The following is a 25,526-nucleotide window of genomic DNA, read 5'->3' as shown; positions in this document are numbered from 1 at the left end:
TGATACATGCAACTAATTAACCTTGTGGGTCAGTATGTTTGCTGCCGCTTATTTAAGATGCAGCTGATAGAACCCATATCCCGGAAACTGATACGTTTAGGTAAGTTATACCTGAATGTACTGGCAAAGCATACCGCCCACCTGGATGTTACCCGGTACCACTTTATTCTATCGCTTATATACTACCACGACGGGCAGCTTACCCAGAACGCGCTGGCGCAAATATTGGATAAAGACAAATCGGCAATGGTAAGTATTATTAACATGCTTACCGCAAAGGGCTTTGTTTACCGCGAGAGCAATCCGAATGACCGTCGCGAACACCTGCTGAGGGTTACCGAAAAGGCCAGGCTGGCCGTGCCGCAAATTGTAGAAACTTTTGAGCACATCAACGCTGATATCACCAAAGGCATATCTGCGCATGAGTTGAAAATATTTGAAAGCGTACTGCAAAAAATGCAGGTAAATATAAAGCCCTTTACAACCGAACCCAATTTAAAGATCACAAAATGATTGTTGATTAAATATGAAAACAAAATATATTATTTACACGGCGCTGGCACTGCTGGTTGCTTATTTAGTTTACAACAAGTTCTTTAGCAAAAGCGCCAAAGAAAGCGCGGCAGCACAAGCCGGCGGTAAAAGCGGCAAGAAAAAGAACGGCCCGGTAAACGTGAACATCATGATTGTGAAAGATACCGCCGTAAATAACATTATTGATGTAACCGGCAGTATTGATGCTAACGAAAAGGTGAACCTGGTAAGCCAGACAGCGGGTAACATTACCGGGATTTATTTTAACGAGGGCAGCAAAGTGCAAAAAGGCCAGTTGCTGGTTAAAGTATATAACCAGGATTTAGAAGCCTCATTGGCTCAAAACCAGTACCAGGTAACACTGGCCAAACAAGTTGAGTATCGCAATAAGGTATTACTGCAAAAGGAAGCGATAAGCCAGGAAGAGTATGATACTTCGTTAACCTCGCTAAACTCGTTAAAAGCGGCTGCTGATGTAATTAAGGCACAAATATCCCGTACCGAGATCCGGGCGCCGTTTTCGGGCACTATCGGGTTGCGTAATGTGAGCCCCGGCAGTTATCTGTCGCCGGCATCGCCTATTGCGCAGCTGGTAAATATCGACCCTGCGAAAATCACGTTCTCGGTTCCTGAACGATACCTGACCATACTTGGCGTAGGCAGCAAAATCAGGTTTAATACCGAAAGTTCAAGGGAAAACTTTATAGGAAATGTTTACGCTATTGAACCTTCTATTGATGTTAACTCGCGCACAATCACTGTACGGGCCAAAGCGCCAAATCCCAAAGGCTTGTTAACCGCAGGCAGCTTTGCCAAAATTAATTTAACGCTCGACCAAATCCCCAAAACTATCTTGTTACCTACGGAGGCAGTTATCCCCGATTTGAAAAGCAGTATTGTTTACGTTGCCCACAACGGGATTGCCGTTGCCCGCCCGGTAAAAACAGATTTGCGTACAGATACAAAAATCCAGGTGATTGATGGTTTAAAGCCTGGCGACAGCGTAGTGGTTTCGGGCCTGATACAAATGAGGGCGAAAGTTCCTTTAAAAATTATTAAAGTAATAAAGTAACGCCATGAGTTTATCCTCAGTAAGTATAAAAAGGCCGGTATTGGCAACAGTAATGTCAGTAGTTATTGTTGTGTTTGGCATTATCGGATACAAATTTTTAGGGGTGAGGGATTTCCCGTCGGTCGATCCGCCAATTATTTCGGTATCTACCAGTTACTCGGGTGCGAATGCCGATGTAATTGAATCGCAGATAACCGAGCCGTTGGAAAAATCGATCAACGGTGTGCCCGGTATCCGTAATATATCATCAACAAGTTCGGTTGGATCAAGCAATATTACGGTAGAGTTTGACCTGGACGCTGATCTGGAAACAGCGGCTAATGACGTTCGCGATAAAGTAGCGCAGGCACAGCGCCAGCTGCCGCAGGATATTAACGCCCCGCCCGTAGTAACCAAAGCCGATGCCAGCGCCGACCAGATCATCACCCTTACCGTGAGCAGCGACAAGCGTAACATTACCCAACTGGATGATTATGCCGAAAACGTATTGCAGGAAGGCCTGCAAACCATACCTGGTGTAAGTACTATTAATATACAGGGCCAGCGCCAGTACGCCATGCGCTTATGGATAGATCCTAACAAACTGTCGGCCCTTGGCCTTACGGCTACCGATATTGGCGCCGCCCTGGCCAAAGAAAACGTGGAGCTGCCTGCCGGTAAAATTGAGGGGAATAACACAGAAGTAACCATTAGGGCGCTTGGTAAATTATCAACCGAAAAAGATTTTAACAACCTCATCATCCGTGCCGATAGCAGCCGGGTTATTCACCTGAGCGATATTGGCTACGCGGTTTTAGGATCGGCCAATGAGGAAACCATATTTAAGGAATCGGGTGTACCCATGGTTGGCCTGGCCATTGTACCACAGCCTGGAGCGAATTACGTTCAAATTGCCAAAGATTTTTATGCCCGTTTAAAACAGATCCAGAAAGACTTGCCGCCCGATATTAAGGTAAAGGTGGCACTGGATAATACCCGTTTTATCAATCAGTCAATCACCGAGGTGCAGGAAACACTCATTATTTCCTTCGTGCTGGTGGTTATCATCATTTACCTGTTTTTCCGCGATTGGCTTATCGCTTTCCGCCCGCTGATAGATATCCCGGTATCATTGATCGGGGCCTTTTTTATCATGTATGTGTTTGGCTTTTCCATTAATATTTTAACCCTGCTGGGCATTGTACTGGCAACAGGGCTGGTGGTTGACGATGGTATTGTAGTAACAGAAAACATTTACAAAAAAGTAGAGGCCGGGATGGCTATCCGTAAGGCAGCATTTGAAGGGTCGGCCGAAATTTTCTTTGCGGTAGTATCAACTTCGGTAACGCTGGCGGCTGTGTTTTTACCTATTGTGTTTTTACAGGGTTTTACAGGCAGGTTGTTCCGCGAGTTTGCGGTGGTAGTTGCCGGGGCAGTTTTAATATCGGCCTTTGTGTCGTTATCGCTAACCCCGATGCTGAACGTGAAGCTGATCCGTAAGAACAATAAAAAGTCGAAATTTTACGAGCGAACCGAACCGTTTTTTGTGAACATGACCACATCATACACCGAAACGCTTATCAAGTTTATGAAAGTGCGCTGGGTGTCATTCGTTATCCTGGCAGCGTCGTTGTTAATCATTGGTGTATTGGTGAAAGTGATTCCATCCGAGTTGGCTCCGCTTGACGACAGAAGCTTATTGCGTTACAGCGTAACCGGATCTGAAGGCGCGACATACGAGTACATGACCCGGTACATGGATAAGGTTTCAAATATGGTGGCCGATTCGATACCGGAAGCCAATATTAACCTCGAGATCGTTTCGCCTTCATTTGGCGGCGGCGGCGCAGCAAACACCGGTTTCGGCCGCGTTGGTTTGGTAGCGCCCGACGAGCGTACGCGCACCCAACAACAACTTGCCGACTGGATGAACAAAAAACTGAGCAAAATGCCCGACGCCCGGGCTATTGTTGTGCAGGAGCAAACCATAAGCGGTGGTGGCAGCGGCGCGCGTACATCATTGCCGGTACAGTATGTTATACAAAACCAGGATTTTGAAAAGATAAGAAAAGTACTGCCAAAGTTTTTTGCCGAGGTTTCCCGTAGCCCTGTTTTCCAGGGAACGGATGTGAACCTTAAATTTACCAAGCCCGAATTAAGGGTGGTAACCGACCGTGACAGGGCACGTGATTTGGGTGTTTCTGTAGATGATATAGCGCAAACGCTGCAATTGTATTATAGCGCCGGTCGCCTGGATTACTTCCTGATAAACGGAAAGCAGTACCAGGTAATAGCCCAGGTTGACAGGGCCAACCGTGATCAGCCGCTTGATTTGAGATCGGTATACGTGCGCAGCACCAAAGGGAACCTGGTGCAACTGGATAACGTGGTTAAAACTACCGAAGGCGCCACGCCGCCGGCTATTTATCACTTTAACCGTTATAAATCGGCAACCATACAGGCTGGTTTAGCCCCTGGCAAAACAGTTGGCGATGGTATTGCCGAGATGGACCGCATCTCCAAAAGCCTGCTCGACGAAACATTCAGCACCGCCCTTAGCGGCCCATCGCGGGATTATGCCGAAGGATCATCAAATATCTTGTTTGCTTTTGGCTTTGCACTTTTGCTGATATACCTGGTTTTGGCTGCACAGTTTGAAAGCTTTATGGATCCATTCATCGTGATGCTCACCGTACCGCTGGCTATTTCGGGGGCATTTTTATCATTGTGGCTGTTTAATCAAACACTGAACATTTTCAGCGAAATAGGTATCATCACCCTGGTGGGGCTGGTAACCAAAAACGGGATCCTTATTGTGGAGTTTGCCAACCAGCGCATGGAACATGGTGTCGCCAAGTACGAAGCCGCTATTGAAGCCGCGACAGCGCGCCTGCGCCCAATACTTATGACCAGTTTGGCCGTTGTATTAGGCTCGGTGCCAATTGCCTTCGCGCTGGGTTCGGGTGCAAAAAGCAGGGTGTCGTTGGGTATTGTTATTATGGGCGGGATGCTGTTCTCGTTAGTATTAACCCTTTATATTATACCATTGATGTATGTGATCTTCGCATCAAAAACCCGCCGCGATCCGGATGAAGAGCCTGCAGAAGAAACAGAGCCAGAAAAAAAAGAAATGAAATTGATTGAAAATCTTTAACTGATATGATCATTAAAAAAACAGCTTTCCTGCTTTGTTGCTGCGCCCTGCTGCGAATGCACACATGGGCGCAGGAAGCACCGCTGCTTACGTTAAAAGACGCGGTAGAAATAGCTTTAAAAAACAACTATAATATAAAGCTTTCGCAAAACAACAAAACCATCGCGGCCAATAATGTTACGCTTGGCAATGCAGGCGTTTTGCCAAAGGTTAACGGTAATTTTGCATCAACCAACAGCCGCTTAACTACCAAGCAAACCCGCTCAGACGGCACAGTTAATAATATCCATAATGCCCCCAACACGGGCATCAATTACGGCGTTGCCCTTAACTGGACAATTTTTGATGGTTTTAACATGTTTGCCACGTATGACCAGTTAAAGCAACTTGACCAGCTGGGTTCGTTGCGCTTGCAGGACACCATACAGCGGACGGTAGCCAACGTGATAACTACTTATTATGACCTCATCAGCCAAAACGAGCAGATAAAGGCCCTGAAGGGTGCGATAGAAATTTCGCGCACGCAGCTGCGCTATGCCAATGATAAGTTTCATGTTGGCCGCGCCTCAAAGCTTGATGTGTTAAACGCCCAGGTAAATTTAAATACAGATACCGCCAACCTGGTTACCCAATACCAGGTATTTAAAACGAGTAAAATCCAGCTTAACCAAATCCTTATCCGCGATTTGCAAACCGATTTTTCGGTTGCCGATACAATTGTGGTTGATGATAAATTGTTGTTGGGTAATATTTTAAGTAGCGCGCAATCGCAGAACCCAACCATATTATCAACCCAGATAAACCGCCGCCTGGCCGAGATTAACCTTAAGCAGGTAAAATCAACCCGCTATCCGCAAGTGGCTGTGACAACAGGATATACTTTCAGCGATAATAAGACCCCGGCCGGCTTTACGCTGCAGCAAAACCAGCATGGTTTAAATTACGGCCTTACTGCAACCATCAATATTTTTGATGGCTTTAACCAGACCCGCAAGGAGCGAAACGCGAAGATCCAGATAGATAATGCCAACATCAGCGCTAAACAGGTGCAGCTTAATATCGAAGCCCAGATAAATAGTTTATATGCCTCATACGTTTCGGGGCTCGACCTGATTGCTTTAGGTCAGGCAAACGTGGTTATAGCTAAGAAAAACCTGGATATATCGCTTGAAAAGTATAAACTCGGCAATATTACGCCGCTCGAAATCCGGGAAGCGCAGCGCAATTATCTTGCGGCCCAATCAACTTTTTTTGCTGCCCAGTATCAATCAAAACAGGCAGAAATTACTTTAAAACAGATAACAAGCAGCATAAATATTCAATAGCGGGATTATTTTATTTTAAATATAAAAACACATATATTTGAAAACATGTCCAATCCCTACAAAACCTGTCTGTTGATTGATGATAACTACATCGACAACTTTGTTACGCGCAAGGTTTTGGAGGCAAGTAACTTTGCCGAAACGATAGTTGTGCGCCAATCGCCAACAGAAGCGATTGATTCCCTGCGATTTGGAATTATTACACCCGATGTAATTTTCCTTGACATCCGTATGCCTACAATGAGTGGTTTTGAGTTTTTAAGGGAGTTTGATTTGCTGGATATCGATAAAAAAAACATCAAAATATTCATGCTTTCGTCATCGCTTGATCCTGTTGATATGAAACAATCGGCAAACAACAAATATATTACCCAGTTTATCCATAAGCCATTAACTTTAAAGGCCCTCGAAGAACTTAGTGCATGATTTTAGTAGCCGATAGCGGATCGTCAAAAACAGACTGGTTACTACACATTCCTGATCAGCAACCAGTAGCATTTAAAACAGCAGGGTTAAACCCATACTTTTTAGGCGAAAAAGAGATAGCCAAAATAATTGCCGACCAGGCGCCCGCCATGCTGGCATATGGCGACACAATTGAAGAGATTTATTTTTTTGGTGCGGGCTGTTCCAGCCCCGATAGGCATGAAATTGTGTCTAATGCCATTAGTCAGCATTTTCCAAAAGCCTACATCTGTGTGGATAGCGATCTTTTGGGTTGCGCCTACGCTACCTGCGGCCATGAAAAAGGGATTTGTTGCGTTATGGGTACCGGGTCAAACATCTCGTTTTTTGATGGCGAGGAGATTTTTGAGGGGCAGCACGGCTTAGGCTATGTGTTGGGCGATGAAGGATCAGGCACCTGGTTTGGCAAAATCCTGATAACTGATTTTTTGTATGGCCGCATGCCTGTCGAAATTAACTCGAGATTTGAAAGCGCCTATCACCTTAATAAAGATATCGTTATAAAAAATGTATACCAAAAGCCTAACGGCAACACGTACCTGGCGTCATTTTCAAAATTTGTAAGTGAGATAAAAGCAACGGCGTATGGCCAGGAGATATTGGAACGGGGCCTGCTGGAGTTTATCCAAACCAATATCAAATCGTACCCTGAGTACCACAAATATAAATGTCATTTTGTAGGGTCAATAGCTTTCTTTTTTAAAGACGAACTTGCCGCACTCTGCCATTCGCAAGGTGTAAAAACCGGCAAAATCATCAAACAGCCAATTAATGACCTGATGGCCTTTATTTTGAAACGGAACGAGGGATAGAGCTGGAGATGTGCAGATTATAGATTTCAGATGTGCAGATGGAACCTCCGGACACTTTTTTGTAATGGCGCTTAACTATGTTTTGTGGTTTTAGTAGCATTTGCAAAGCCGATTTTCAAATTCCATCAATTACCCAATCCCGTACCTGTCCCTGAAAATATTGAGGTGATGCAGCTCGTGCCCGGCCAGCATATATACAAATGCCCGTACGGTAAAGCGGCTGCTGCTGGCAATGCCGGCGCGCAAGAGCTGTTCTTCGCTAAACCCTTTGACCAGGTAAACATTTGACAGCCTGGTGGCTTTAAATTCTTCTGCCAGGTCTTTAATACTAATGTGGCTTACGTCGGTATTGGCTACATAAACGTCTTGATCAAAGCCGGGCAATTCAATATGGTTACGCGAGAAAACCATGGCGCGGTAGGCAAAGGTGCGTTCGGTATCAATCATGTGCCCAAGCGCCTGTTTAACCGTCCACTTGCCAGGGGCATAGGCGTAGGCACCCTGTTCTTCGGTAAGGCTGCTAAATAATTGGTAGCTTGATTCCTTTAGCTGTTCCAGCTTTTCAATCACATTTTCATCAGGTACCAATCCTATGTAACCGGTGGCAAATGGTGAATACTCATCACTTTTGGGTCTGCTTATCATTGCGCGTGTTTTTTAATACGATCCTAAACGTTGTGCCTTTGCCCAGTTCCGAGTCTTTTACAAAAATTTGCCCGTTATGGTAGTTATCTATCATTCTTTTGGTGAGCGAAAGGCCGAGGCCCCAGCCACGCTTGCGGGTGGTATAACCCGGCTGAAATACAGTATCAAATTTAGAGCGGGGGATACCTTTACCGGTATCTGTTACATCAATAAATACCTGGTTTTTTACCTTGTTGCCGCTAATCTCAACCTTAATGCTGCCTTTGCCGTCAATAGCGTTAACCGCGTTTTTTAGCAGGTTTTCAATTACCCAGTCAAATAACGGAATGTTAATACCCGCTTTCAGGTGAGGGTTGCCGCTCATTTCAAAAGTAATGTTTTTGCTGACGCGTACTTTAAAATAATCTACAAAGTCTTTAACCACGGCATAAACGCCATGCTCTTCCAACACAGGCTTCGAACCGATTTTTGAAAAACGGTCGGCAACAATTTCCAGCCGTTTTACATCGTTTTCCATTTCGGCAACCAGCACATCGTCTTCGGCGTTAAACTTCTCTTTCATCAGCTCAATCCAGGCCATTAATGATGATATGGGCGTACCCAGCTGGTGAGCTGTCTCTTTGGCTAATCCCACCCAAACCTGATCCTGCTCCGATTTGCGCGACGAGCTGAAGGCCGTATAAGCCATTAGTAAAAATACGGCGATAACAGACAGCTGTACGTATGGAAAAATTTTGAGTTGTGTTAACAGTGGCGAATCTTTATAATAAACAAAGTTTTCTTCGCCCAGTATTTGCAGCCTGATGGGTTCATGCTGCCCTTTCATGTATTCCAGCTCGTCCTTAAAATACTTCAAGTCGTATTTTTTACCCGGCGAAGGCAAATCGATATACGTTTTGGTGGTATCCAATCCGCGGGATAAGCGGATATCTCCTTTGGCATCGGTAACAATGGCGGGCACCACCAGGCTATCGCGAACGGCAATGGTGTATTTTAAGAAATCGTTGTCGTCGGAGTTCAGGATCTGCCGCATGCTCATGGCCCAAACCTGCGCACGGGTACGCTCGGACCTGGCTATGTTTTTAACCAGGTAACTGGTGTAAAATAACGAACCGCTGGCAATAACACACGCAAATGCGAGCAGTAAATACTTCCACCTTTTTTTTTGCTGATACGGGTTTATACTGGCCACGGTTCAAATAACGGGATTTTTATTTAAATGTGCAGATTACAGATGTGCAGATTTTAAATGTGAAAAAGCATTAATGATAACTAATCCTTAACGTAAATTATTAGATTATTATTTAAAGGCCGATAAATAAAGAGAATTCTATCTTGTGCGGCCCGGCCATCTGCACATCTGTAATTTGAAATCTGCACACTTGCTTCATATTTGCACATCTAAAATAACCTTATCTTTGCCCAACTATGACCGATAAAAAAGTAAGAGTACGTTTTGCACCGAGCCCTACAGGTGGTTTGCACCTGGGTGGCGTACGCACCGTGTTGTTTAATTATTTGTTTGCCAAAAAACACCATGGCGATTTTGTTTTGAGAATTGAAGATACCGACCAAACCCGCTATGTGGAAGGTGCCGAAGAATATATTTTAGATTGCCTTAAATGGTGTGGCCTGCATCCCGACGAAAGCCCGGTTGCCGGCGGCCATTACGCCCCCTACCGCCAAAGCGAACGCAAAGCCATTTACCGGGAATATGCCGAACGCCTGGTAATGCAGGGCCATGCTTATTATGCCTTTGATACTGCCGAAGAACTGGACAAAAACCGAAAAGAGATCCCCAACTTTCAGTATGGGCAGGCATACCGCAGTATATTACGGAATTCGGTATCGTTGCCCCAGCATGAGGTTGATGCACTGTTAGATGCACACACACCGCATGTTATCCGCATAAAAATGCCGGCCGATGAAACGGTGAGTTTTACCGATATGATTCGCGGACATGTGAGTTTTGAAACCAACCTGGTTGATGATAAGGTATTGCTGAAAGCCGATGGTATGCCAACCTACCACCTTGCGGTGGTAGTTGATGATTACCTGATGAAAATCTCGCATGCTTTCCGCGGCGAAGAGTGGCTGCCATCTGCCCCGGTGCATTTGCTGCTTTGGGAGTATTTAGGCTGGAAAGCTGATATGCCGCAATGGGCGCATTTACCGCTGATATTAAAACCGGATGGCCACGGCAAGCTAAGCAAGCGCGATGGCGCCCGCCTTGGTTTCCCGGTATACGCCATGAGCTGGTTTGATGCCAAAACAGGCGAACTAACACCAGGCTTTAGAGAACTTGGCTTTTTGCCCGAAGCATTTTTAAACCTGCTGGCTACCCTTGGCTGGAACGATGGTACAGGCCAGGAGTTATTTACACTGGATGAACTGGTAGAAAAGTTTTCGATAGAGCGCGTGAGCAAAGCGGGCGCTAAGTTTGATTTTGAAAAGGCCAAATGGTTCAATGCCGAGTGGATAAAGAAGTCTGAAGTCTCAAGTCTGAAGTCTGAAGTTGTCCGGGTGTTGGGTGATAAAGGTATCGTTGTAATTGATGATGCAAAACTGGAAACAGTAATTAACCTTGTAAAAGACCGTTGTGTTGTATTGCCTGATTTTTACCAGCAGGCCGGTTACTTTTTTGAGCAGCCGAAAGAATATGACCTTAACGCTGTAAAGCCTAAATGGACAGATGCCAAAACCGATTTTTTTAACGCGCTTATTTCCTTATTAACCGCCGAAGCCAGCATCGAAGCCCACGACCTTGAAATGAAATTTAAGGCCCTTGCTGAAGAAAAAGCGCTGAAAGTTGGCGATGTAATGCTTCCGTTCCGTATTATGTTGGTTGGTGGCAAGTTTGGCCCGCACGTGTTTGATATAGCGGCTTTGTTGGGCAAGGCAGAAACCATCAGCAGGATAGAGAAGGCTTTGGCGGCCTTTGCTGCGTAGGGCGATGCTTTGAATTAAACGCAAGGATATTAAAGGAATGACACCTGTTGCCGGAAAAGAAGAAAAATTTGCCATCTATACCCGGTAAGCTTGCCGGGTATAGATGGCAGAATAACTTACCGGATGCCTGGCTGTAATGCAGTTCCCAAATCCAGAACAACTGCATCCCCTTCTGGTGTTAAGCGCCAGGCGGAACCGTTGGCCGGTTTCGAAAACGTTCCTTGCAAAGCCTTTAGCTTATAATTTGTGTTTTCAAACCTACAGTTCAGTTGCTTCGGGTTGATGTTAGTGTAAGGTGTTGCAGCGCCGGGGGCTACATCCATGTCCAGATACCAATTATATTCGGCCTTGCTATCCATGTATATTTTAATTTGCTTCTCGGTCAAATCTATTTCCAGCATGCCGCCTTCATTCAGTCGCCATGATATATGCAGGCTGTTTTTGCCGGTGTTTTTAAATATGGGCGATTGCCCGGTTGCCAGGGTCTCTTTTCCAAGTTCCACTCGTTTAAGCCGTAAGCCGGCAATATGATCGGGTTTACTCCAAATATAGCCGTCTACTACAGGCAGGGTAAAAAAGGTACACTCATTTGATGTAGCCACTTGTTTTTCGTAAACCGATGGGAATTTTTCATCAAATAAATGAATATCGCGGATGCGCAGGCTGCCCTTTTCCCAAAGCAGGTTAATTCGGTAAAAGCGGCTGTTATACCAAAGGGTTTTCAAATCGCTGCCGGGTATATCTTTTGTTACCGTAAATGAAGTGGCCGGTGTAACGGGGTATTTCATTTTAAACCAACGGCCCGATCGCTCCAGGGTTTCAACCCTTACTTTATGCTCGTCGCGTAGTTTGGCAATCAGTGGCATCTGCATTTCTAAGCCTTTGGCCATGGCATCCCAGGTAAATGAGTTTTCCTGTCCGGCTTGTGTATAATTAAAGCCGAGCGAAGGATCATCGGTAAATGATTTAAAAAACCAGTTTACCCAGGTCGAATCGCCGCCGCCAAATTTGTAAACAGGCTCCAGTGTAACTACACCCTGCCTTGTTGTGCCAAGGCCGTTATCGTACTGCCGCACCGGATCGCTGCCCAGCATCCGGAAGATGGGAACAGGGATCTGATTTTGCGCGTGCTGGGCGGGCATATACGAATTTATTTTGCTTGGATAATAGGCCTGGTTCCAGTAACCACCCCAAAGTGTATAGCCGTCCGTACCGTATTGGTCCTTGCAATTTGCTGATGCCACAATATGGTATTTTTGATACATGTAGTTAATGCTATAAGCATCAATAAACCACGAAGCCACCGATTTGGGGTAATAGCCAAAAATCTTTTTAAAACCGCGGAAGTATACATCTATCAGTTTTTCGCGCTCCTTTGGTGTATAGCCGGTAGAAAAGCCAATATTGGCCCGCCAGTCCCAGGGATAACGGCCGCGCCATTTAAGGCCTGCGTTTTCCACCATAGGTTGCGGTATCTCCCACCAGGCACCAATCTCAAAAGTTCCTTTTGGAAGGGTTGCCAACAGTTTTTGATATCGCTTATCCATCAGCGCATCATACTGTAAAAGGAATGTACCGCCCAGGTGATATTTTTTCATGATCTCTACCTGTTTTACCACTGTTTGGTACAATACGTCTTCGGTAATTGCCGGATCCCGTGGTTCCAGCAGGCGAATGAAGTTAACGATGTTAACAATTTTGGGCGTACTATCGGCGGGTGTTGGTTTTTTATTTTGGGCGATTGCAGTTATCGCCATTGAAATAAACAAAGTGCAAAAAATGAATTTGCAGGCTGCCTTAGCTTTTGTAAAAATCATAGGGTAGGTAATGTGTGGTCAAATTGGATATTAACTTACTAACGTAGTAAATTGATGGGCGTTTGGCATCCTTATCTGTCTGATGAGGGCATTATTTTGCGAAACGCAGGAAGCGATGTTTATGTACGCTATCAAGAAAAAGTCTTGCATTACGCCAATTTCTAAAAAATTAAGCCTTGCTTCACCCAGATGCATATGGTTTACTGAGCTTAATTTTGAGGGATCGTTCTCTCCATCGTCCTCCCAAAAGCAAACAGCACATATGTCATAGTGGGCCCTGCTTGATAAGGTTTTATATCCGCAACAAGGGCAGGGATAAAGCCTCGGCTGGCGGCCTTTTACCCTGACTTCTTTTTTTAACTCAGCAGTTAGATATAATGCCAGGTATTGATTGGTAAAGGATTTAAAGGCATACACAACGTGTTTTCTGCCATAAAAATTTGACACCTCTTCTGTGGCTTCTTCAATTATCTCGCTCTTTTCGCTGGCGGGAAGGTTCAAAAAATGTATAAAAGAGGATAAGATAATAGCTTCTTTTCTTAACAATATCATATAGGCAGTAATTATTGGGGCTTTTTATTTCAACATCAAAAACAAATAAAGATATACCCACAAAATATCTATAAAATGCCAAAAGGTGGCGCTCATTTCCATGCGGTATAAAACCCTGTACCGAGGCTTGTTTTTTAACGAACCGGATAGGGTATACCCTAATAAAGCTACGCCGGTTATAATGTGTAAAAGATGAACGGCCACAAAAACATAAATGAACGATTGGTAGCTTTTGTGCATATCAAAATAAACTTTTTGATGAAGCAATGTACCCCAGGCAACAGCCTGCAGCAACATAAACAATAGCCCCAACGCAATCGTGAGCTTTAGGTACAAGTGGAATTTAGCATTTTGCAGGCCCTTTAAACATTTGCCGGCTACATTTAAAGTGCCACTGCTGCCGAGTATAACAACCGTACTGATGATAAACACAAAGGGCAATTGAGTGTGTATGGCATCACCTGCTGAGGTTGAAATAAGGAACACGCTGGTTAGCCCGGCAACCAGCATAAACGAAGATGTTATGGCTAGCCAAACCATAAACTTGCGGGCATTCAGGTTTTGCATATCTTTGCGGTCGTTCATGCCGAAAATTAGTGAATTCTCGCTTTAAAGTTAACAGCCGGGTTGTGTAAAAGACTTGGGCATAAGAAAATGTTTTTTAGAAAAACACCATCATCATAATGGCATCGGGATGATTACCTTAAAAGCGCTAAAACAAATTGGGTTTTAATGGGGCAGCTTACGCCGCAACAAACCATATAGGAACGTACCTGTCAACGCGCCAATAACCACAATGATAAAGGATGCATAACCGTAGCCGATATTTACAAACATGGGACCTGGGCAAGCGCCGGTAAGCGCCCAGCCAAGGCCAAATATCAGGCCGCCGATGATATAATTTGCCCTGGTTTTTTCTTTATCGGTAAATATAATGGGGTTGCCCTGCGAATCTTTGATGTGGAGCTTTTTAATAAGGTAAACGGCCAATGCGCCCAATACCACAGCGGTGCCAATAATACCATACATATGAAACGACTGGAAGCGGAACATCTCCTGGATGCGGTACCAGGACACAGCTTCAGACTTGGTCATGATGATGCCGAAGATAACGCCGGCGATAATAAATCTTAATCCTTTCATATCGATAATATCAGGGGCAATAAAAAGTGTGTCATGATAAGCCCGCCGGCAAAAAAGCCAATGACCGCTAAAAGAGAAGGAAATTGCAGGTTCGACAGGCCACTGATGGCATGCCCCGATGTACAGCCGCCCGCATACCTGGAGCCAAGGCCTACCATTAAACCACCGGATAACAGGATGACGATGTTTTTGAAAGACAGGCTATGGATCCCAAAAAGCTGTGCCGGATTTAGTTGCCCATCAAAGTTTATCCCGATGGCTTTTAGGTCGGTTACCGTAGCGGTGGCCAGCTTTAATGGCGCGTCGTTTTTTAACAGGGTGGCAGATATCAGTCCGCCTAAAACCGAGCCCACTAAAAACAGCAGGTTCCATTTTTGAGCCTGCCAGTTAAAATCAAAAAACGGAACTTTTTTACCGGCACCGGCCATGGAACAGATGGTGCGCAGGTTTGATGAAAAACCAAATGATTTTCCGAAATAAAGCAATAAAACCATGATAGCGGCAATTGCAGCCCCCGAAGTATACCAGGGCCAAGGTTGTTTGAGCAAATTAAGCATCGTTGTATATGTTTTCTTATTATAAAATCAGGGCATTGTGCTTGGGCACACATAAGCACTTACATTAAACCTGCCAGAATCTTTTATGGCTTTAAAACCTCCCTGAACATCAACCAGGTTAGTAAAGCCCCGCGCCCTCAACATCGAATTGAATATCATTGAACGATATCCCCCGGCGCAATGCACATAGTAGGTTTCATTTTTATCCAACTGGGCCATGTTGCTGTTAATGTCATCCAACGGCAGGTTTTCGGCGTCTAAAATATGTTCCGCATAGTACTCCGGTGCTTTACGCACATCAAGAATTTTTACCGGGCTATGGTTGCTTAATTTATCCGCAAGTTCATCAGCAGTTAAGGATACAATACTGTCTGTCTCGTTGCCGGCAGCTTGCCACGCAGCAATTCCGCCTTTTAAATAACCAATGGCATGGTCGTATCCCACACGGGCCAGGCGGGTAACAACCTCTTCTTCGCGCCCTTCGTCGGTAATCAGTAAAATTTGCTGGTTAATATCTGGCACCAATGCGCCAACCCAGGGGGCAAAGCTCCCATCGATGCCAATATTGATAGAGTTGGGCACAAATGCTTTTGCAAAAACCTGGGCGTCGCGGGTGTCAAGCAAAATGGCGCCGGAGGTGTTGGCCGCGGCTTCAAACGCTTCGGGGGATAATGGCTGGGTTCCCTGGCTCAGTACTTTTTCAAAGCTTTCGTAACCTTCCTTATTCATTTTAACATTTAACGGAAAATATACCGGCGGAGCGGTTAATCCGCGGGTTACTTCGGCTATAAATTCATCGCGGGTCATGTTAGGCCGCAGGGCGTAGTTATATTTCTTTTGGTTGCCCAGGGTATCGGTGGTTTCCTTGCTCATGTTTTTGCCGCAGGCAGATCCGGCACCGTGTGCGGGATAAATAATAACATCATCGGGCAATGTCAGGATACGGGTGCGCAACGAATCGAACAAGAAACCTGCCAAACCTTCTTGAGTTAGCCCTGACGCTTTTTGCGCAAGGTCGGGCCGGCCAACATCGCCGATGAATAAAGTATCGCCAGAGAACAACGCGGTTTCTTTGCCAAATTCATCGCTTAAGAGGTAACAGGCCGACTCCATGGTATGGCCGGGCGTGTGCAGCACCTTTATGGTGAGTTTGCCAACTTTAAAGGTCTCGTTATCTTTAGCTATGTGCGCTTCAAAGCCAGTTACCGCATTTGGCCCATACACAATCTGTGCGCCGGTTTCCCGTGCCAGGTCAATATGTCCCGATACAAAATCGGCATGGAAATGAGTTTCAAAAACATACTTAATGGTGGCCCCGGCCGCTTTGGCTTTAGCTATGTAAGGCTCCACCTCCCGTAATGGGTCAACAATGGCAACCTCATTTTCTGATTGGATGTAGTACGCCCCCTGGGCCAGGCATCCGGTATATATTTGTTCAATACTCATGATATTTTCTTTTACTTTAACAAAGGTGCAGTTTAGCAAGCAGATGGTAACCAACGTCACCACCCCATCAAAATTATTTAAAAAACAGTTCTTTAGCCAATATATAAATACCCATTACCAGTACAAACCAGCCAAAACCCTTTTTTAGTTTGTTGCCGTCAATCCGGCGGCTGATTAACCCGCCTGCAAATATACCGGCTATGGCTATCGCCGTTATTTTTAACAGGAATATCCAGTTGATTGCAAAATGGCCCAGGTCGCCAGTGAAGCCAATGAGCGAATTCATGGCGATGATAAGCAGCGAAGTACCAACAGCCTGTTTCATGGGCAGGCCTACTAATAAAACAAGGGTAGGTATTAGCAAAAAGCCGCCACCAGCACCTAAAAAGCCGGTTGCCAGTCCTATACCTACGCCATAAAGCAATAGTTTGGTAATGGTGAGTTTTTTATCGCCGGTGTGATGTGAATCATCTATTTTACTGCCGCTTTTGATCATGGCTGTTGCTGCAGCCACCATTAATACGGCGAAAAACACCATGGTAAGGATATTTTGGGTGAGTTGAAAGCGGCCTATTCGCAAAATGTTATGAGGTATCAGTGGTACCAGGAACTTACGCGTAATAAAAACAGTGCTGATAGATGTTAACCCAAAAAGCAGCGCTGTTTTAATATTCACCAGCCCCTTGCGGTAATTGGTAAAAACACCCACCATGCTGGTTGAACCAACAATAAATAAAGAATAGGAGGTTGCTAAAAGCGGGCTGGTACCAAAAAGGTAAACCAGCACAGGAACCGTAAGGATAGAGCCGCCGCCCCCAATAAGGCCAAGCGAAATCCCAATTAAAGCCGATGCGAGGTAAGCGAAAAACTGCATGTTTAAATAATTAACAACGCAAAAGTGCTTGTTTTACCCGCCCGCAACGGTGACTTATGTCACCCTCTAGTTTTTATTTTTTCCACTCAAGAAAATTGCGGTTCAGCACGATATCGCCCCGCTGCTCCATTTTTTTAAGCAACCGGGAAATAACCTCGCGCGACGAGTTCAGGTCGGCGGCAATCTGGCTGTGGGTTATTTTTAGTTCGCGTGTTTTTAGTTTTTGATATTGATTTTGCAGGTAATAGTATAAACGTTCGTCCATACCCTTAAAGGCGATATGGTCAATTACTATCAGCAGTTCTTCGTACCGGGAGCGGTAGGTTTCCAACACAAAATAGTACCATGTTTTGTAGCTGGTCATCATTTGGTCCATTAAGGCTAGAGGCATGGCCAAAACGGCGGTATCCTCAATGGCTTTACCCATCACCTCGCTGGTTTCCTGTTTGGCGGCGCAAATCATGGTTAGGGCACAGGCATTGCCCGGTTCCAGGTAGTACATAAAAAACTCGCCCCCATCATCGCCTTCACGGTATAGCTTTACCCGGCCGTTTAAAATCATCATGGTTGATTTGATGTATTGACCGGTGCGCAACACAACCTCGCCGGCAGGGACATGAATAACCGACGCGTTTTGAACTAAAAAGGCCTTTAATCCTGGCTCAAACTGAGGGAACAGGCGGTCTAAATAGTCCTGGATAACGGATTGATCTTTCATAAAAACGGGTAAAAACAAGAATGATGTTTAGTTTGCCAAAAGGAGCGGGGTAGGCTTAGGGATGAATAGTTGCCCATCCATCGGCCTGGCGGATAATAATTTCGCCATTGCCACTGGGCACATAGCTTATAAACGAAAAAAGCGTAGCCTTATCAATGTGCCGTTCCCTTACCGTATTGCTGCATTGCGCCAGTATCACTCCTTTTTGTAATAGTTTTTGCAGCTCGGCTTCGTATGGCCCTGCTTTATCGTAAACGGCAACACCATCAGCAAAAGCAATAAGTTCCATTTCCAGTTTGCCTTTTAGCCGGGTGTCTTCCAGGGCATTGTCCATGTTACGGAGGGTTTGTTTAATCTTCTTCGGGTCCGATTCGTCAAGGTAATAAAGCGCTTTATAATGGGCTTGACTGGCTTCGGCGCCTTTAAATTCCGATGCGGCTGTTTGGGCGAAAGCTGGTTTAATAAAAAGCAAACCGGCAAGCACGACGAGTAAGGAAAAACGGTTTTTCATGGTTATAGATTTAAAGAGGTTAATTTATACTTTTTTACGATGGAATTGCTGAATGGGGCCAAATGGCCCGTATTTATGCTGACGGGCGGTAAAGCCATCGGCATACGGCCCAAAGGGTAAATCTATGGGCTTTTGCTGTAAGTCGGGGTAATCTTTGTGTTGATCTTTGTGTGGCCGGGGTTGCGAGTTGATGAACGCTGCAACATCCCAGCATTCTTTATCGGTTAACTGCGGGCTTTGGTAGGTGGCGCCAAAAGGCATATTGGCCTTCACAAAGCCAGCCAAATTGCCTATCCTGTACATGCCCGCACCATCGTTATAACTGTCCGGCCCCCATAAGGGTGGGTAGGTATATGATTGTTTATCTACCGCCAGCAACCCCTCGCCGTTTGCACCGTGGCAACTGCGGCATTTTTGAATGAAAACAGCCTTTCCGCTTAACGGATTGGCTGCGCTATCCGTAAATTTTAAACGTGGTGTAGTACTACCGAATAGCACCTTTCCCTTTTTTGCATTTTTGCCCAACCATTGCATGTAAGCCATTATTGCCTTAATTTCTTTAGTACCGGCATCGGGCATGGTGCCATTCAGGCTGCGCTCAAAACACTCCGAAATTCGCACAGATGCCGATATAACCACGCCGCTACGGGTGCTTTTTTTAGGATAGGATGCCGTAAACCCGGCGAAGTTGTTGGCAAATAACCGGGTGCCCGCATCCAGGTGACAGTTTTGACAGTTCATGCCGTTACTGATGTGGGCAACGGACCCATTGGGGCCAAAATATAAGGCCGTTGAAGTAATTAACATTCGGCCATACCTTATCAAATCGCCCTTTTTACCTGCAGGTATATTTTGTGTTTGCGGCGGTAGCCCGGCACCAGCAATATCTTCCTGTTTTTGGCCGGCTTTGAGAGATGTATCAACTGCCACGTCTTTATAATCACCCTTTTTTTCCGGCCTGTTGCATGCGGAAACAAGCGATACTATAACAGCGACAACCAGTAATAATGAAACCGATATTAGGTCACGCGAAACTTTAGTCATGGCTTTTATAGTTTTTATATCGATGTTCATATGTGCGTCGGCGCAAAGCTGCACAATTTACCAAAACATCTTGGTGATTTAAGTCACCAAAAGCCGGGGTGGTGCTAACACAGAAACGGGATGGGATAAAGCTCAAATGGTAAGCTTAAGCGCCAAACGGCTAATAGTGTATCCTACTTAATTTCTACCACGCCCGCAGCCACGGCCGGAAACCTGGAAAACACGGCGGCATCGTGCCCTGGCACAATGAACCTTATATTAGTAACCATAGTTTTCATTCTTTGCATCGCTTTTACATAGCCTGCCGGGTCGAGCGTTCCCCCATCTGCGGGCGGCACCAAATGGTCGAGGCTGTAGTATATCCAGATATTGTCGGATGCCAGTACAATCCTGTTATTTCCTGTATTTACCAATACGTATTCTGAATTAAAGGTATGTCTTGATCCGGTGAATACTTTTATGCCAGGGATAATTTCCTTGTTGTCGCCATCTACCAGCGTCACCTTCCCGGCTAAATTTAAATCAACCATCATCCGTACGTCTCTTTTGTTAAATCCACCGCTACCTTCGCCTTTTTGCCAGGCCGCCCCCACAAAATAATTAAAATCATCTTTTTGGATCCAAACATGGGCATTGGGAAACAATCCCACACCATCTATATGGTCCCAGTGTGGGTGAGACATGATAACGTCTGTGATATCGCCTGCTTTTAAACCCAGTTTATATAGTGCGCTATCGGGCCGGATGTAATTAATTACTTTAAACTCTTTGGCATCTTCAATATCACTTAAAAAGCCCGCATCAACCAGTATGTTGCGGCCATTGCCTTTGATAAGCCATACCATAAAATTGAATTTCAGGCTATCGGTGGCCGGTGCCCCCTTGGCCCAGTCGGCAGCTGTAAAGGGGTAGGCCGAGCCAGCAAATTTAATGGCATAAACTTTATAAACCGGGGTTTGTGCACGGGCGCCAAGCACGCCCGACAATACTACCAGGGAGAGCAGGAAAAGCTTTTTCATCCCGTAAAGATAGGCCGTAAAACCAGAAGTTAAAAGCAGGGACAGATAATAGTAAGAAGGAGAAAACAAGAAATTGTCCCTACAAATTATTTTCATTTTTTTCTTGCATATCAAACATTAATCGTAATATTGCAATATATATGGGCTTAACAAAAACAGAAATATTTACTGACGAGCAAAACAGGCTGGCTGTTATGCTTAAGGCGATGGCTCATCCCGCACGCATAGCTATTTTGCAACAAATACTTAAAGCTAATGCCTGTATTTGCGGCGACCTGGCCGACGAACTGGGCCTGGCGCAGCCTACCATTTCGCAACATTTAAAGGAGTTAAAAATGGCCGGGTTGATACAGGGAACCATTGAAGGTGTAAGCGTTTGCTATTGCATTAATCCAGTAGTATGGAATATGCTTAGCAACGAATTAAAGGACTTTTTTGCGGCTTACGAAGCCCCTAAGTGCTGCTAAAAAAATTTGACCAAATCAATCGCAATATTGCAATAATAAAATTAAAGATTATGAATAAGATAGAAACCATCAGCTGGAAAGTGTTTAAGGATACGTTGTTACAACACCCCGATTTAACCCTGCAGTTTCAATATGCAGAAAACCAATGGGTGAACGCGGCTTACCATATCACCGAAATAAAACAGGCGCCCATCACATCGGTAGATTGCGGCGGTGTAATGAATGCCTGGACAGAAATTATTGTACAACTATGGGAGCCCGAAGGCCAACAGCAGGATAGGGCGATGGCCGTTGGCAAGGCCCTGTCAATTGTTAACCTGGTAGAAAAAGCGTTGCCTTTAAACCCTAACGGCATCGTGAAAATTGAATTTGGCAACTCCGAATTTGATACCCGCCAAATGCTGCCGAAAACGTTATTGATAGATGGTGATAACCTGGTTGTTGACTTAAGGCCAGACGCCGTACAGTGCAAAGCTATAGAAAGAGGCGGTAGCTGCGGCACCAATGATAAAGGAGAAGAATGCTGCGCACCAGCAGCAAAACCTAAAATTCAATTGAAAAACCTGGTTACCGACGCTGCCTGTTGCACCCCGGGTTCCGGCTGTTGCTAATTGAACTAAAGGCACAAAGCGGAAATACTGGTCGATACGAATACTTAGCTAATAAGCCATGCAAATAGAAAAAGCAGAAAACTACAGGGCAAAAGCGATTGTCCTGCTGGCAAATGAAAAACTCCCTACCGATGACTTGCCGCAAACACTTGAAAATTTTGTGGTAGCCAAACAGGGCGAAGAGGTAATAGGCATTGCCGGCATCGAGATTTATGATAGCTACGGCTTGCTGCGCTCTGTTGCGGTATCTGCGGCAGAGCGTGGTAAGGGTATAGCTAACCGGTTGCTTGACAATGTAGAAAAGCTTGCCGCCGCCCAATCGCTGCAGGCAATCTTTTTACTTACCGAAACTGCCCCCGAATATTTTAGCAAAAAAGGCTATCAAAAGATTACCCGGGCCGAGGTGCCGGCCGAAGTTCTGCAATCAACGGAGTTTAGCCATGTGTGTCCGCAATCGGCTATTGTTATGAAAAAAATATTATAAAAAGCATGAAAAACATTTTAGTATTATGTACCGGCAATAGCTGCCGCAGCCAGCTGGCCGAAGGTTACCTTCGTTTTTTTGCCGGCGATAAAGCCAACATTTACAGCGCGGGGATAGAAACCCACGGAGTAAACCCCAAGGCTATACAGGTAATGGCCGAAGACCATATCGATATTTCAAAACACACCTCAAACCACGTGGATGAGTATATTAACATCCCGTTTGATTACGTGATAACCGTTTGCGATAACGCCAACGAGGCCTGCCCGTTTTTTCCGGGTAATGTACAGCGCTTTCACCATAACTTTCCCGATCCGGCAAAAGCCAAAGGTACACCAGAGGAGATATTGAATGAATTCAGGGCTGTTAGGGACATCATCAAAGCCTATGCGGCCAACTTTGTAAAACAGCATGTCGGGTAAAACCGGCGCCCTCGCTTTTTAATATCCATTACAGTAAAATCAATATGTCAGCAAATAACTGCGCCCCAGTGGCCGAACGTAAAAAATTAGGTTTCCTTGATCGTTACCTTACCCTGTGGATCTTCCTGGCAATGGCCATCGGGGTTGGCGTGGGGTATTTTATCCCATCGTCGTCGGGCTTTATCAACTCGTTTTCCAGCGGGACAACTAATATTCCTTTAGCTATAGGGTTAATCCTGATGATATACCCGCCGCTTGCTAAAGTGAAGTACGAAAACATGGGCGAGGTATTTAAGGATACCAAAGTATTAAGCGCATCCTTAATTTTAAACTGGATAGTGGGCCCTATCCTAATGTTTGTTTTAGCCATAACCTTACTGCGCGATCATCCTGCTTATATGGTTGGGCTAATCCTGATAGGCCTGGCCCGCTGTATTGCCATGGTAGTAGTTTGGAACGAACTTGCTGAGGGCAACCGCGAATACGCAGCCGGGCTTATAGCGCTGAACAGCATTTTCCAGGTATTACTGTATAGCGTTTATGCCTATGTGTTTATTACCGTATTACCGCCGCTATTTGGCCTCAAAGGCTTAGCTGTAAATATTACCATTGCCGAAATTGCCAAAAGCGTGGGCATTTATTTAGGTATTCCCTTTGCCGCCGGCATCATCAGCCGTTATACACTTATCAAAATGAAAGGCGAGGCCTGGTTTCAAACCAAATACGTACCCTTTATATCGCCGATAACACTGGTAGCCTTGTTGTTTACCATTGTGGTGATGTTTAGCCTGAAAGGGAACCTTATTGTTCAAATTCCTTTTGATGTTATCCGCATAGCTATACCGTTGGTTATTTACTTTACCATTATGTTTGTGCTGAGCTTTTTTATCGGCAAATCATTTGGCGCCGATTACTCGCGCAGCACATCTATCGCCTTCACAGCTACAGGCAATAATTTTGAATTAGCTATAGCTGTTGCGATAGGCGTTTTCGGTATTAACTCGGGCGAAGCATTTGCCGGGGTTATTGGTCCGCTGGTTGAGGTACCCGCGCTTATTGCCCTGGTTAACCTGGCCTTTTATTTCCGCAAAAAATATTATACCGCAAAAGTATCCGTACAATAATGAAAATCGCGCTTTTTTCAGATGTTCACGCCAACCTGCCTGCGTTTGATGCCATGCTGAACGATTTGAACAGCCGCCAGGTTGATGCTGTTTACTGCCTGGGCGATTTGGTGGGATACAACGTTTGGCCCAATGAGGTAATTGCCCAAATACGTAAACGCGGCATCGCAACGCTTGCCGGCAACCACGATCTGAAACCGAAAAAAATGGTTACAACATCACAAAGTTTAACTGAACCGGGGAAAAGCCACGCCTATCATTTGATTAATGATGAGAACCGCAAATACCTTGCAACGCTTCCGGCACACATTAGGCTTGAATTTAAGCCGACTGATGAGCCGCTAGATGTGGTGCTGGCCCATGGCAGCACCCGCAGTGTCGACGAATACGTTTTGGAAGATTTGGACGAGACTTACGTGCTAGCAATGATGGAGGAAGCCAATGCCGATATATTGTGTGTTGGCCATTCGCATAAGCCCTACCATCGTGTTATTAAAACAGGCGGTCAAAAATTCAAACACGTTATCAACATTGGTTCGGTGGGCAAACCAAAAGATGGCAACCCCCACGCCTGCTATGTCATATTAAGCCTGAACGAAAATAGTAGCATCAGCAACAATAACAGCATCTACACGGAATTTATCCGGGTTTCGTACGATGTCGAGAAAGCAGCAGCCGCGATAGAAAAAAGCCCCCTGCCGGATGAATTTGCAGATAGACTGAGAAAAGCTTATTGATGCGCTGATATGTTCAATGCTTCTTCGTATTCATTGTAAACCAATTCGAGGATTTGCTGTAAGCGATACCCTCTCCTAATATTATCAAGCTTCGGCGAGCTATGCCCCGAAACGCTACTCATCGATATAAAAGGCCTGTTCGCCGATATTTGCTGTTTTACGAATTCACTTTGGCCTATTTTCACTGCTGAAAATTAAAACGGCTAATTAACACTGCATGAATAAACTAATACTATAATCCCATGGGGAGGTTTGCGTTGGCAAATCATCACACTCTCGTCGTTCTTTACCAGTTTCTTCATACTTGTTAAGAAGATACTTTCAGTTAATAGTTAATTAATCAGCGCCTGCTCAGAGTGCGGCGCTTTTTATTTCTCTCTCCACTCAAACAGGGGATGTTAGCGCTTTCGCCATGAAAAGCCTGCTCCAATCCGCAGACACTCAATAACCGACTTACTTTAATAGGTACATCATCAACATAACAGATGATACATGTTTAAGGCAAACCCTGAGGTGCTTTAGGGCAACCGTAATCTGGTTTTCTACGGTACGTTTTGATATACCCAACTGGCCGGCAATTTCCTGGTTCGAGAGTTGTCTTACCCGGCTTAAGTAAAATATTTCCTGGCAGCGCCTGGGTAGTTGTACCAGGTATTGGTCCAGCTCTTGCTGAAACTCCTGTATCATAATATGACTCTCGCCCGCGTTGCTATCCAGTGGCTCGCTTATATCCAATCCTTCGGGTACTAAAATAACGGGCGATTTTGCCGATCGCATCCGGTTATAAACCTGGTACCTGGTGGCAGTAAGCAAAAAGCCTGGGAATGATTCGATCTCGAGCACGTCCCTGCGGTTCCAGATATTCAGGAAAACATCGTGAACAATTTCTTCGCTTACCTCATGATCTTTAATGTAAACCTGCGCGGTTTTGTAAAGCCTTACCCAGTACCGGTCAAAAAGAGCGGTAAAAGCGGCTTCGTCATTACGGCGGATAGCAGCCCAAAGTTCAGCGTCGCTAAGCGTGGAGTTAAGCATAATTGGTTGGGTAAAAGTATGAAAAGCAGG

Annotated in this window: 27 protein-coding genes; 13 read left to right on the top strand and 14 right to left on the bottom strand. The window is 45.2% G+C overall.

Annotated elements, in window-relative coordinates:
* Positions 1–6 precede the first annotated feature (6 nt).
* The 6 genes from AC1DV1_RS03500 to AC1DV1_RS03475 are packed head-to-tail and all read left to right on the top strand — an operon-like array spanning position 7 to position 7,341.
* On the top strand, positions 7–513 hold the full coding sequence (locus tag AC1DV1_RS03500; RefSeq protein WP_477355303.1) for a MarR family winged helix-turn-helix transcriptional regulator: 507 nt from the start codon (positions 7–9) through the stop codon (positions 511–513).
* 13 nt (positions 514–526) lie between these two features.
* Positions 527–1,606: an efflux RND transporter periplasmic adaptor subunit gene (locus AC1DV1_RS03495; protein ID WP_477355300.1), complete on the top strand. Its 1,080-nt coding sequence runs from the start codon at positions 527–529 to the stop codon at positions 1,604–1,606.
* A gap of 4 nt (positions 1,607–1,610) precedes the next feature.
* Positions 1,611–4,739 carry an efflux RND transporter permease subunit gene (locus AC1DV1_RS03490; RefSeq protein WP_477355297.1) on the top strand — a complete coding sequence of 1,043 codons (3,129 nt, stop codon included), beginning with the start codon at positions 1,611–1,613 and terminating at the stop codon, positions 4,737–4,739.
* Positions 4,740–4,744: 5 nt separating this feature from the next.
* Positions 4,745–6,064: a TolC family protein gene (locus AC1DV1_RS03485; protein ID WP_477355294.1), complete on the top strand. Its 1,320-nt coding sequence runs from the start codon at positions 4,745–4,747 to the stop codon at positions 6,062–6,064.
* A gap of 45 nt (positions 6,065–6,109) precedes the next feature.
* Complete coding sequence (locus AC1DV1_RS03480; protein WP_477355291.1) at positions 6,110–6,490, top strand: response regulator; 381 nt, start codon at positions 6,110–6,112, stop codon at positions 6,488–6,490.
* Positions 6,487–7,341 (top strand): N-acetylglucosamine kinase, encoded by an 855-nt coding sequence (locus AC1DV1_RS03475; RefSeq protein ID WP_477355288.1) that lies wholly within the window; start codon positions 6,487–6,489, stop codon positions 7,339–7,341. The genes AC1DV1_RS03480 and AC1DV1_RS03475 overlap by 4 nt, the downstream gene beginning before the upstream one ends.
* A gap of 129 nt (positions 7,342–7,470) precedes the next feature.
* Here the strand turns inward: AC1DV1_RS03475 and AC1DV1_RS03470 are convergent, their stop codons facing one another.
* Together AC1DV1_RS03470 and AC1DV1_RS03465 are read right to left on the bottom strand one after the other, a co-directional pair.
* The gene (locus tag AC1DV1_RS03470; protein WP_477355285.1) at positions 7,471–7,986 is read right to left on the bottom strand and encodes a DinB family protein; all 516 of its coding nucleotides are present in this window, start codon (positions 7,984–7,986) and stop codon (positions 7,471–7,473) included.
* Entirely contained in the window at positions 7,964–9,169 is a 1,206-nt protein-coding gene (locus AC1DV1_RS03465) for a sensor histidine kinase (RefSeq protein WP_477355476.1), read from the bottom strand. Before AC1DV1_RS03465 ends, AC1DV1_RS03470 begins: the two co-directional genes overlap by 23 nt.
* A 245-nt stretch (positions 9,170–9,414) precedes the next feature.
* Here AC1DV1_RS03465 and gltX point away from each other — a divergent pair, with 245 nt between their 5' ends.
* A complete protein-coding gene (gene gltX / locus AC1DV1_RS03460; protein ID WP_477355282.1) occupies positions 9,415–10,935 on the top strand; it encodes a glutamate--tRNA ligase in 1,521 nt (506 codons plus the stop codon).
* A 116-nt stretch (positions 10,936–11,051) separates the two neighbouring features.
* Here gltX and AC1DV1_RS03455 read toward each other — a convergent pair whose 3' ends face one another.
* The 11 genes from AC1DV1_RS03455 to AC1DV1_RS03405 form a co-directional block, all read right to left on the bottom strand.
* Complete coding sequence (locus AC1DV1_RS03455) at positions 11,052–12,692, bottom strand: hypothetical protein (protein ID WP_477355279.1); 1,641 nt, start codon at positions 12,690–12,692, stop codon at positions 11,052–11,054.
* Between the two features lie 90 nt (positions 12,693–12,782).
* Positions 12,783–13,304, bottom strand: a complete 522-nt coding sequence (locus AC1DV1_RS03450) for a CPCC family cysteine-rich protein (RefSeq protein ID WP_477355276.1) — start codon at positions 13,302–13,304, stop codon at positions 12,783–12,785.
* 24 nt (positions 13,305–13,328) lie between these two features.
* The gene (locus AC1DV1_RS03445) at positions 13,329–13,889 is read right to left on the bottom strand and encodes a cytochrome c oxidase subunit 3 (RefSeq protein WP_477355273.1); all 561 of its coding nucleotides are present in this window, start codon (positions 13,887–13,889) and stop codon (positions 13,329–13,331) included.
* Positions 13,890–14,033: 144 nt separating this feature from the next.
* A complete protein-coding gene (locus tag AC1DV1_RS03440; protein ID WP_477355270.1) occupies positions 14,034–14,447 on the bottom strand; it encodes a YeeE/YedE family protein in 414 nt (137 codons plus the stop codon).
* Complete coding sequence (locus tag AC1DV1_RS03435; protein WP_477355267.1) at positions 14,444–15,004, bottom strand: YeeE/YedE family protein; 561 nt, start codon at positions 15,002–15,004, stop codon at positions 14,444–14,446. Before AC1DV1_RS03435 ends, AC1DV1_RS03440 begins: the two co-directional genes overlap by 4 nt.
* Before the next feature lie 27 nt (positions 15,005–15,031).
* Positions 15,032–16,450, bottom strand: a complete 1,419-nt coding sequence (locus tag AC1DV1_RS03430; RefSeq protein ID WP_477355264.1) for an MBL fold metallo-hydrolase — start codon at positions 16,448–16,450, stop codon at positions 15,032–15,034.
* 73 nt (positions 16,451–16,523) lie between these two features.
* Positions 16,524–17,324, bottom strand: a complete 801-nt coding sequence (locus tag AC1DV1_RS03425) for a sulfite exporter TauE/SafE family protein (protein ID WP_477355261.1) — start codon at positions 17,322–17,324, stop codon at positions 16,524–16,526.
* Between the two features lie 73 nt (positions 17,325–17,397).
* Positions 17,398–18,042: a Crp/Fnr family transcriptional regulator gene (locus AC1DV1_RS03420; protein ID WP_477355258.1), complete on the bottom strand. Its 645-nt coding sequence runs from the start codon at positions 18,040–18,042 to the stop codon at positions 17,398–17,400.
* Between the two features lie 55 nt (positions 18,043–18,097).
* Positions 18,098–18,553, bottom strand: coding sequence for a DsrE family protein (locus tag AC1DV1_RS03415; protein ID WP_477355255.1), 456 nt, complete (start codon positions 18,551–18,553; stop codon positions 18,098–18,100).
* Between the two features lie 24 nt (positions 18,554–18,577).
* Entirely contained in the window at positions 18,578–19,597 is a 1,020-nt protein-coding gene (locus AC1DV1_RS03410) for a c-type cytochrome (protein ID WP_477355252.1), read from the bottom strand.
* A 173-nt stretch (positions 19,598–19,770) separates the two neighbouring features.
* Complete coding sequence (locus tag AC1DV1_RS03405; RefSeq protein WP_477355249.1) at positions 19,771–20,616, bottom strand: N-acyl homoserine lactonase family protein; 846 nt, start codon at positions 20,614–20,616, stop codon at positions 19,771–19,773.
* 140 nt (positions 20,617–20,756) lie between these two features.
* Between AC1DV1_RS03405 and AC1DV1_RS03400 the strand changes: the two genes are divergently transcribed.
* The 6 genes from AC1DV1_RS03400 to AC1DV1_RS03375 are packed head-to-tail and all read left to right on the top strand — an operon-like array spanning position 20,757 to position 24,461.
* Positions 20,757–21,083, top strand: coding sequence for an ArsR/SmtB family transcription factor (locus AC1DV1_RS03400; RefSeq protein ID WP_477355246.1), 327 nt, complete (start codon positions 20,757–20,759; stop codon positions 21,081–21,083).
* Between the two features lie 50 nt (positions 21,084–21,133).
* Entirely contained in the window at positions 21,134–21,694 is a 561-nt protein-coding gene (locus tag AC1DV1_RS03395) for a DUF6428 family protein (protein WP_477355243.1), read from the top strand.
* 58 nt (positions 21,695–21,752) lie between these two features.
* Entirely contained in the window at positions 21,753–22,178 is a 426-nt protein-coding gene (arsN2, locus tag AC1DV1_RS03390) for an arsenic resistance N-acetyltransferase ArsN2 (RefSeq protein WP_477355240.1), read from the top strand.
* A 5-nt stretch (positions 22,179–22,183) separates the two neighbouring features.
* A complete protein-coding gene (locus AC1DV1_RS03385; RefSeq protein ID WP_477355237.1) occupies positions 22,184–22,600 on the top strand; it encodes an arsenate reductase ArsC in 417 nt (138 codons plus the stop codon).
* 44 nt (positions 22,601–22,644) lie between these two features.
* Positions 22,645–23,724 carry an ACR3 family arsenite efflux transporter gene (arsB, locus tag AC1DV1_RS03380; protein WP_477355234.1) on the top strand — a complete coding sequence of 360 codons (1,080 nt, stop codon included), beginning with the start codon at positions 22,645–22,647 and terminating at the stop codon, positions 23,722–23,724.
* Positions 23,724–24,461, top strand: a complete 738-nt coding sequence (locus AC1DV1_RS03375) for a metallophosphoesterase family protein (RefSeq protein WP_477355231.1) — start codon at positions 23,724–23,726, stop codon at positions 24,459–24,461. Before arsB ends, AC1DV1_RS03375 begins: the two co-directional genes overlap by 1 nt.
* Before the next feature lie 453 nt (positions 24,462–24,914).
* Here the strand turns inward: AC1DV1_RS03375 and AC1DV1_RS03370 are convergent, their stop codons facing one another.
* Positions 24,915–25,496 carry an RNA polymerase sigma factor gene (locus tag AC1DV1_RS03370; protein ID WP_477355228.1) on the bottom strand — a complete coding sequence of 194 codons (582 nt, stop codon included), beginning with the start codon at positions 25,494–25,496 and terminating at the stop codon, positions 24,915–24,917.
* Between the last annotated feature and the right edge of the window lie 30 nt (positions 25,497–25,526).

The sequence above is a fragment of the Mucilaginibacter sp. P4_D1 genome, from assembly GCF_056401935.1.
The sequence above is the reverse complement of the archived record's forward strand: the minus strand, read 5'-3'. Positions and strand labels throughout refer to the sequence as shown.

What these genes read in the sequence shown, in the direction of transcription:
- AC1DV1_RS03405 (WP_477355249.1), bottom strand. Translation starts at nt 20,616, where the DNA reads ATGAAAAAGCTTTTCCTGCTCTCCCTGGTAGTATTGTCGGGCGTGCTT.
- AC1DV1_RS03480 (WP_477355291.1), top strand. Translation starts at nt 6,110, where the DNA reads ATGTCCAATCCCTACAAAACCTGTCTGTTGATTGATGATAACTACATC.
- AC1DV1_RS03395 (WP_477355243.1), top strand. Translation starts at nt 21,134, where the DNA reads ATGAATAAGATAGAAACCATCAGCTGGAAAGTGTTTAAGGATACGTTG.
- AC1DV1_RS03485 (WP_477355294.1), top strand. Translation starts at nt 4,745, where the DNA reads ATGATCATTAAAAAAACAGCTTTCCTGCTTTGTTGCTGCGCCCTGCTG.
- AC1DV1_RS03375 (WP_477355231.1), top strand. Translation starts at nt 23,724, where the DNA reads ATGAAAATCGCGCTTTTTTCAGATGTTCACGCCAACCTGCCTGCGTTT.
- AC1DV1_RS03425 (WP_477355261.1), bottom strand. Translation starts at nt 17,324, where the DNA reads ATGCAGTTTTTCGCTTACCTCGCATCGGCTTTAATTGGGATTTCGCTT.
- AC1DV1_RS03420 (WP_477355258.1), bottom strand. Translation starts at nt 18,042, where the DNA reads ATGAAAGATCAATCCGTTATCCAGGACTATTTAGACCGCCTGTTCCCT.
- AC1DV1_RS03435 (WP_477355267.1), bottom strand. Translation starts at nt 15,004, where the DNA reads ATGCTTAATTTGCTCAAACAACCTTGGCCCTGGTATACTTCGGGGGCT.
- AC1DV1_RS03410 (WP_477355252.1), bottom strand. Translation starts at nt 19,597, where the DNA reads ATGACTAAAGTTTCGCGTGACCTAATATCGGTTTCATTATTACTGGTT.
- AC1DV1_RS03400 (WP_477355246.1), top strand. Translation starts at nt 20,757, where the DNA reads ATGGGCTTAACAAAAACAGAAATATTTACTGACGAGCAAAACAGGCTG.
- AC1DV1_RS03455 (WP_477355279.1), bottom strand. Translation starts at nt 12,692, where the DNA reads ATGGCGATAACTGCAATCGCCCAAAATAAAAAACCAACACCCGCCGAT.
- AC1DV1_RS03495 (WP_477355300.1), top strand. Translation starts at nt 527, where the DNA reads ATGAAAACAAAATATATTATTTACACGGCGCTGGCACTGCTGGTTGCT.
- AC1DV1_RS03475 (WP_477355288.1), top strand. Translation starts at nt 6,487, where the DNA reads ATGATTTTAGTAGCCGATAGCGGATCGTCAAAAACAGACTGGTTACTA.
- AC1DV1_RS03490 (WP_477355297.1), top strand. Translation starts at nt 1,611, where the DNA reads ATGAGTTTATCCTCAGTAAGTATAAAAAGGCCGGTATTGGCAACAGTA.
- gltX (WP_477355282.1), top strand. Translation starts at nt 9,415, where the DNA reads ATGACCGATAAAAAAGTAAGAGTACGTTTTGCACCGAGCCCTACAGGT.
- arsB (WP_477355234.1), top strand. Translation starts at nt 22,645, where the DNA reads ATGTCAGCAAATAACTGCGCCCCAGTGGCCGAACGTAAAAAATTAGGT.
- AC1DV1_RS03440 (WP_477355270.1), bottom strand. Translation starts at nt 14,447, where the DNA reads ATGAAAGGATTAAGATTTATTATCGCCGGCGTTATCTTCGGCATCATC.
- AC1DV1_RS03415 (WP_477355255.1), bottom strand. Translation starts at nt 18,553, where the DNA reads ATGAAAAACCGTTTTTCCTTACTCGTCGTGCTTGCCGGTTTGCTTTTT.
- AC1DV1_RS03445 (WP_477355273.1), bottom strand. Translation starts at nt 13,889, where the DNA reads ATGAACGACCGCAAAGATATGCAAAACCTGAATGCCCGCAAGTTTATG.
- AC1DV1_RS03500 (WP_477355303.1), top strand. Translation starts at nt 7, where the DNA reads ATGCAACTAATTAACCTTGTGGGTCAGTATGTTTGCTGCCGCTTATTT.
- AC1DV1_RS03450 (WP_477355276.1), bottom strand. Translation starts at nt 13,304, where the DNA reads ATGATATTGTTAAGAAAAGAAGCTATTATCTTATCCTCTTTTATACAT.
- AC1DV1_RS03370 (WP_477355228.1), bottom strand. Translation starts at nt 25,496, where the DNA reads ATGCTTAACTCCACGCTTAGCGACGCTGAACTTTGGGCTGCTATCCGC.
- AC1DV1_RS03385 (WP_477355237.1), top strand. Translation starts at nt 22,184, where the DNA reads ATGAAAAACATTTTAGTATTATGTACCGGCAATAGCTGCCGCAGCCAG.
- AC1DV1_RS03470 (WP_477355285.1), bottom strand. Translation starts at nt 7,986, where the DNA reads ATGATAAGCAGACCCAAAAGTGATGAGTATTCACCATTTGCCACCGGT.
- arsN2 (WP_477355240.1), top strand. Translation starts at nt 21,753, where the DNA reads ATGCAAATAGAAAAAGCAGAAAACTACAGGGCAAAAGCGATTGTCCTG.
- AC1DV1_RS03430 (WP_477355264.1), bottom strand. Translation starts at nt 16,450, where the DNA reads ATGAGTATTGAACAAATATATACCGGATGCCTGGCCCAGGGGGCGTAC.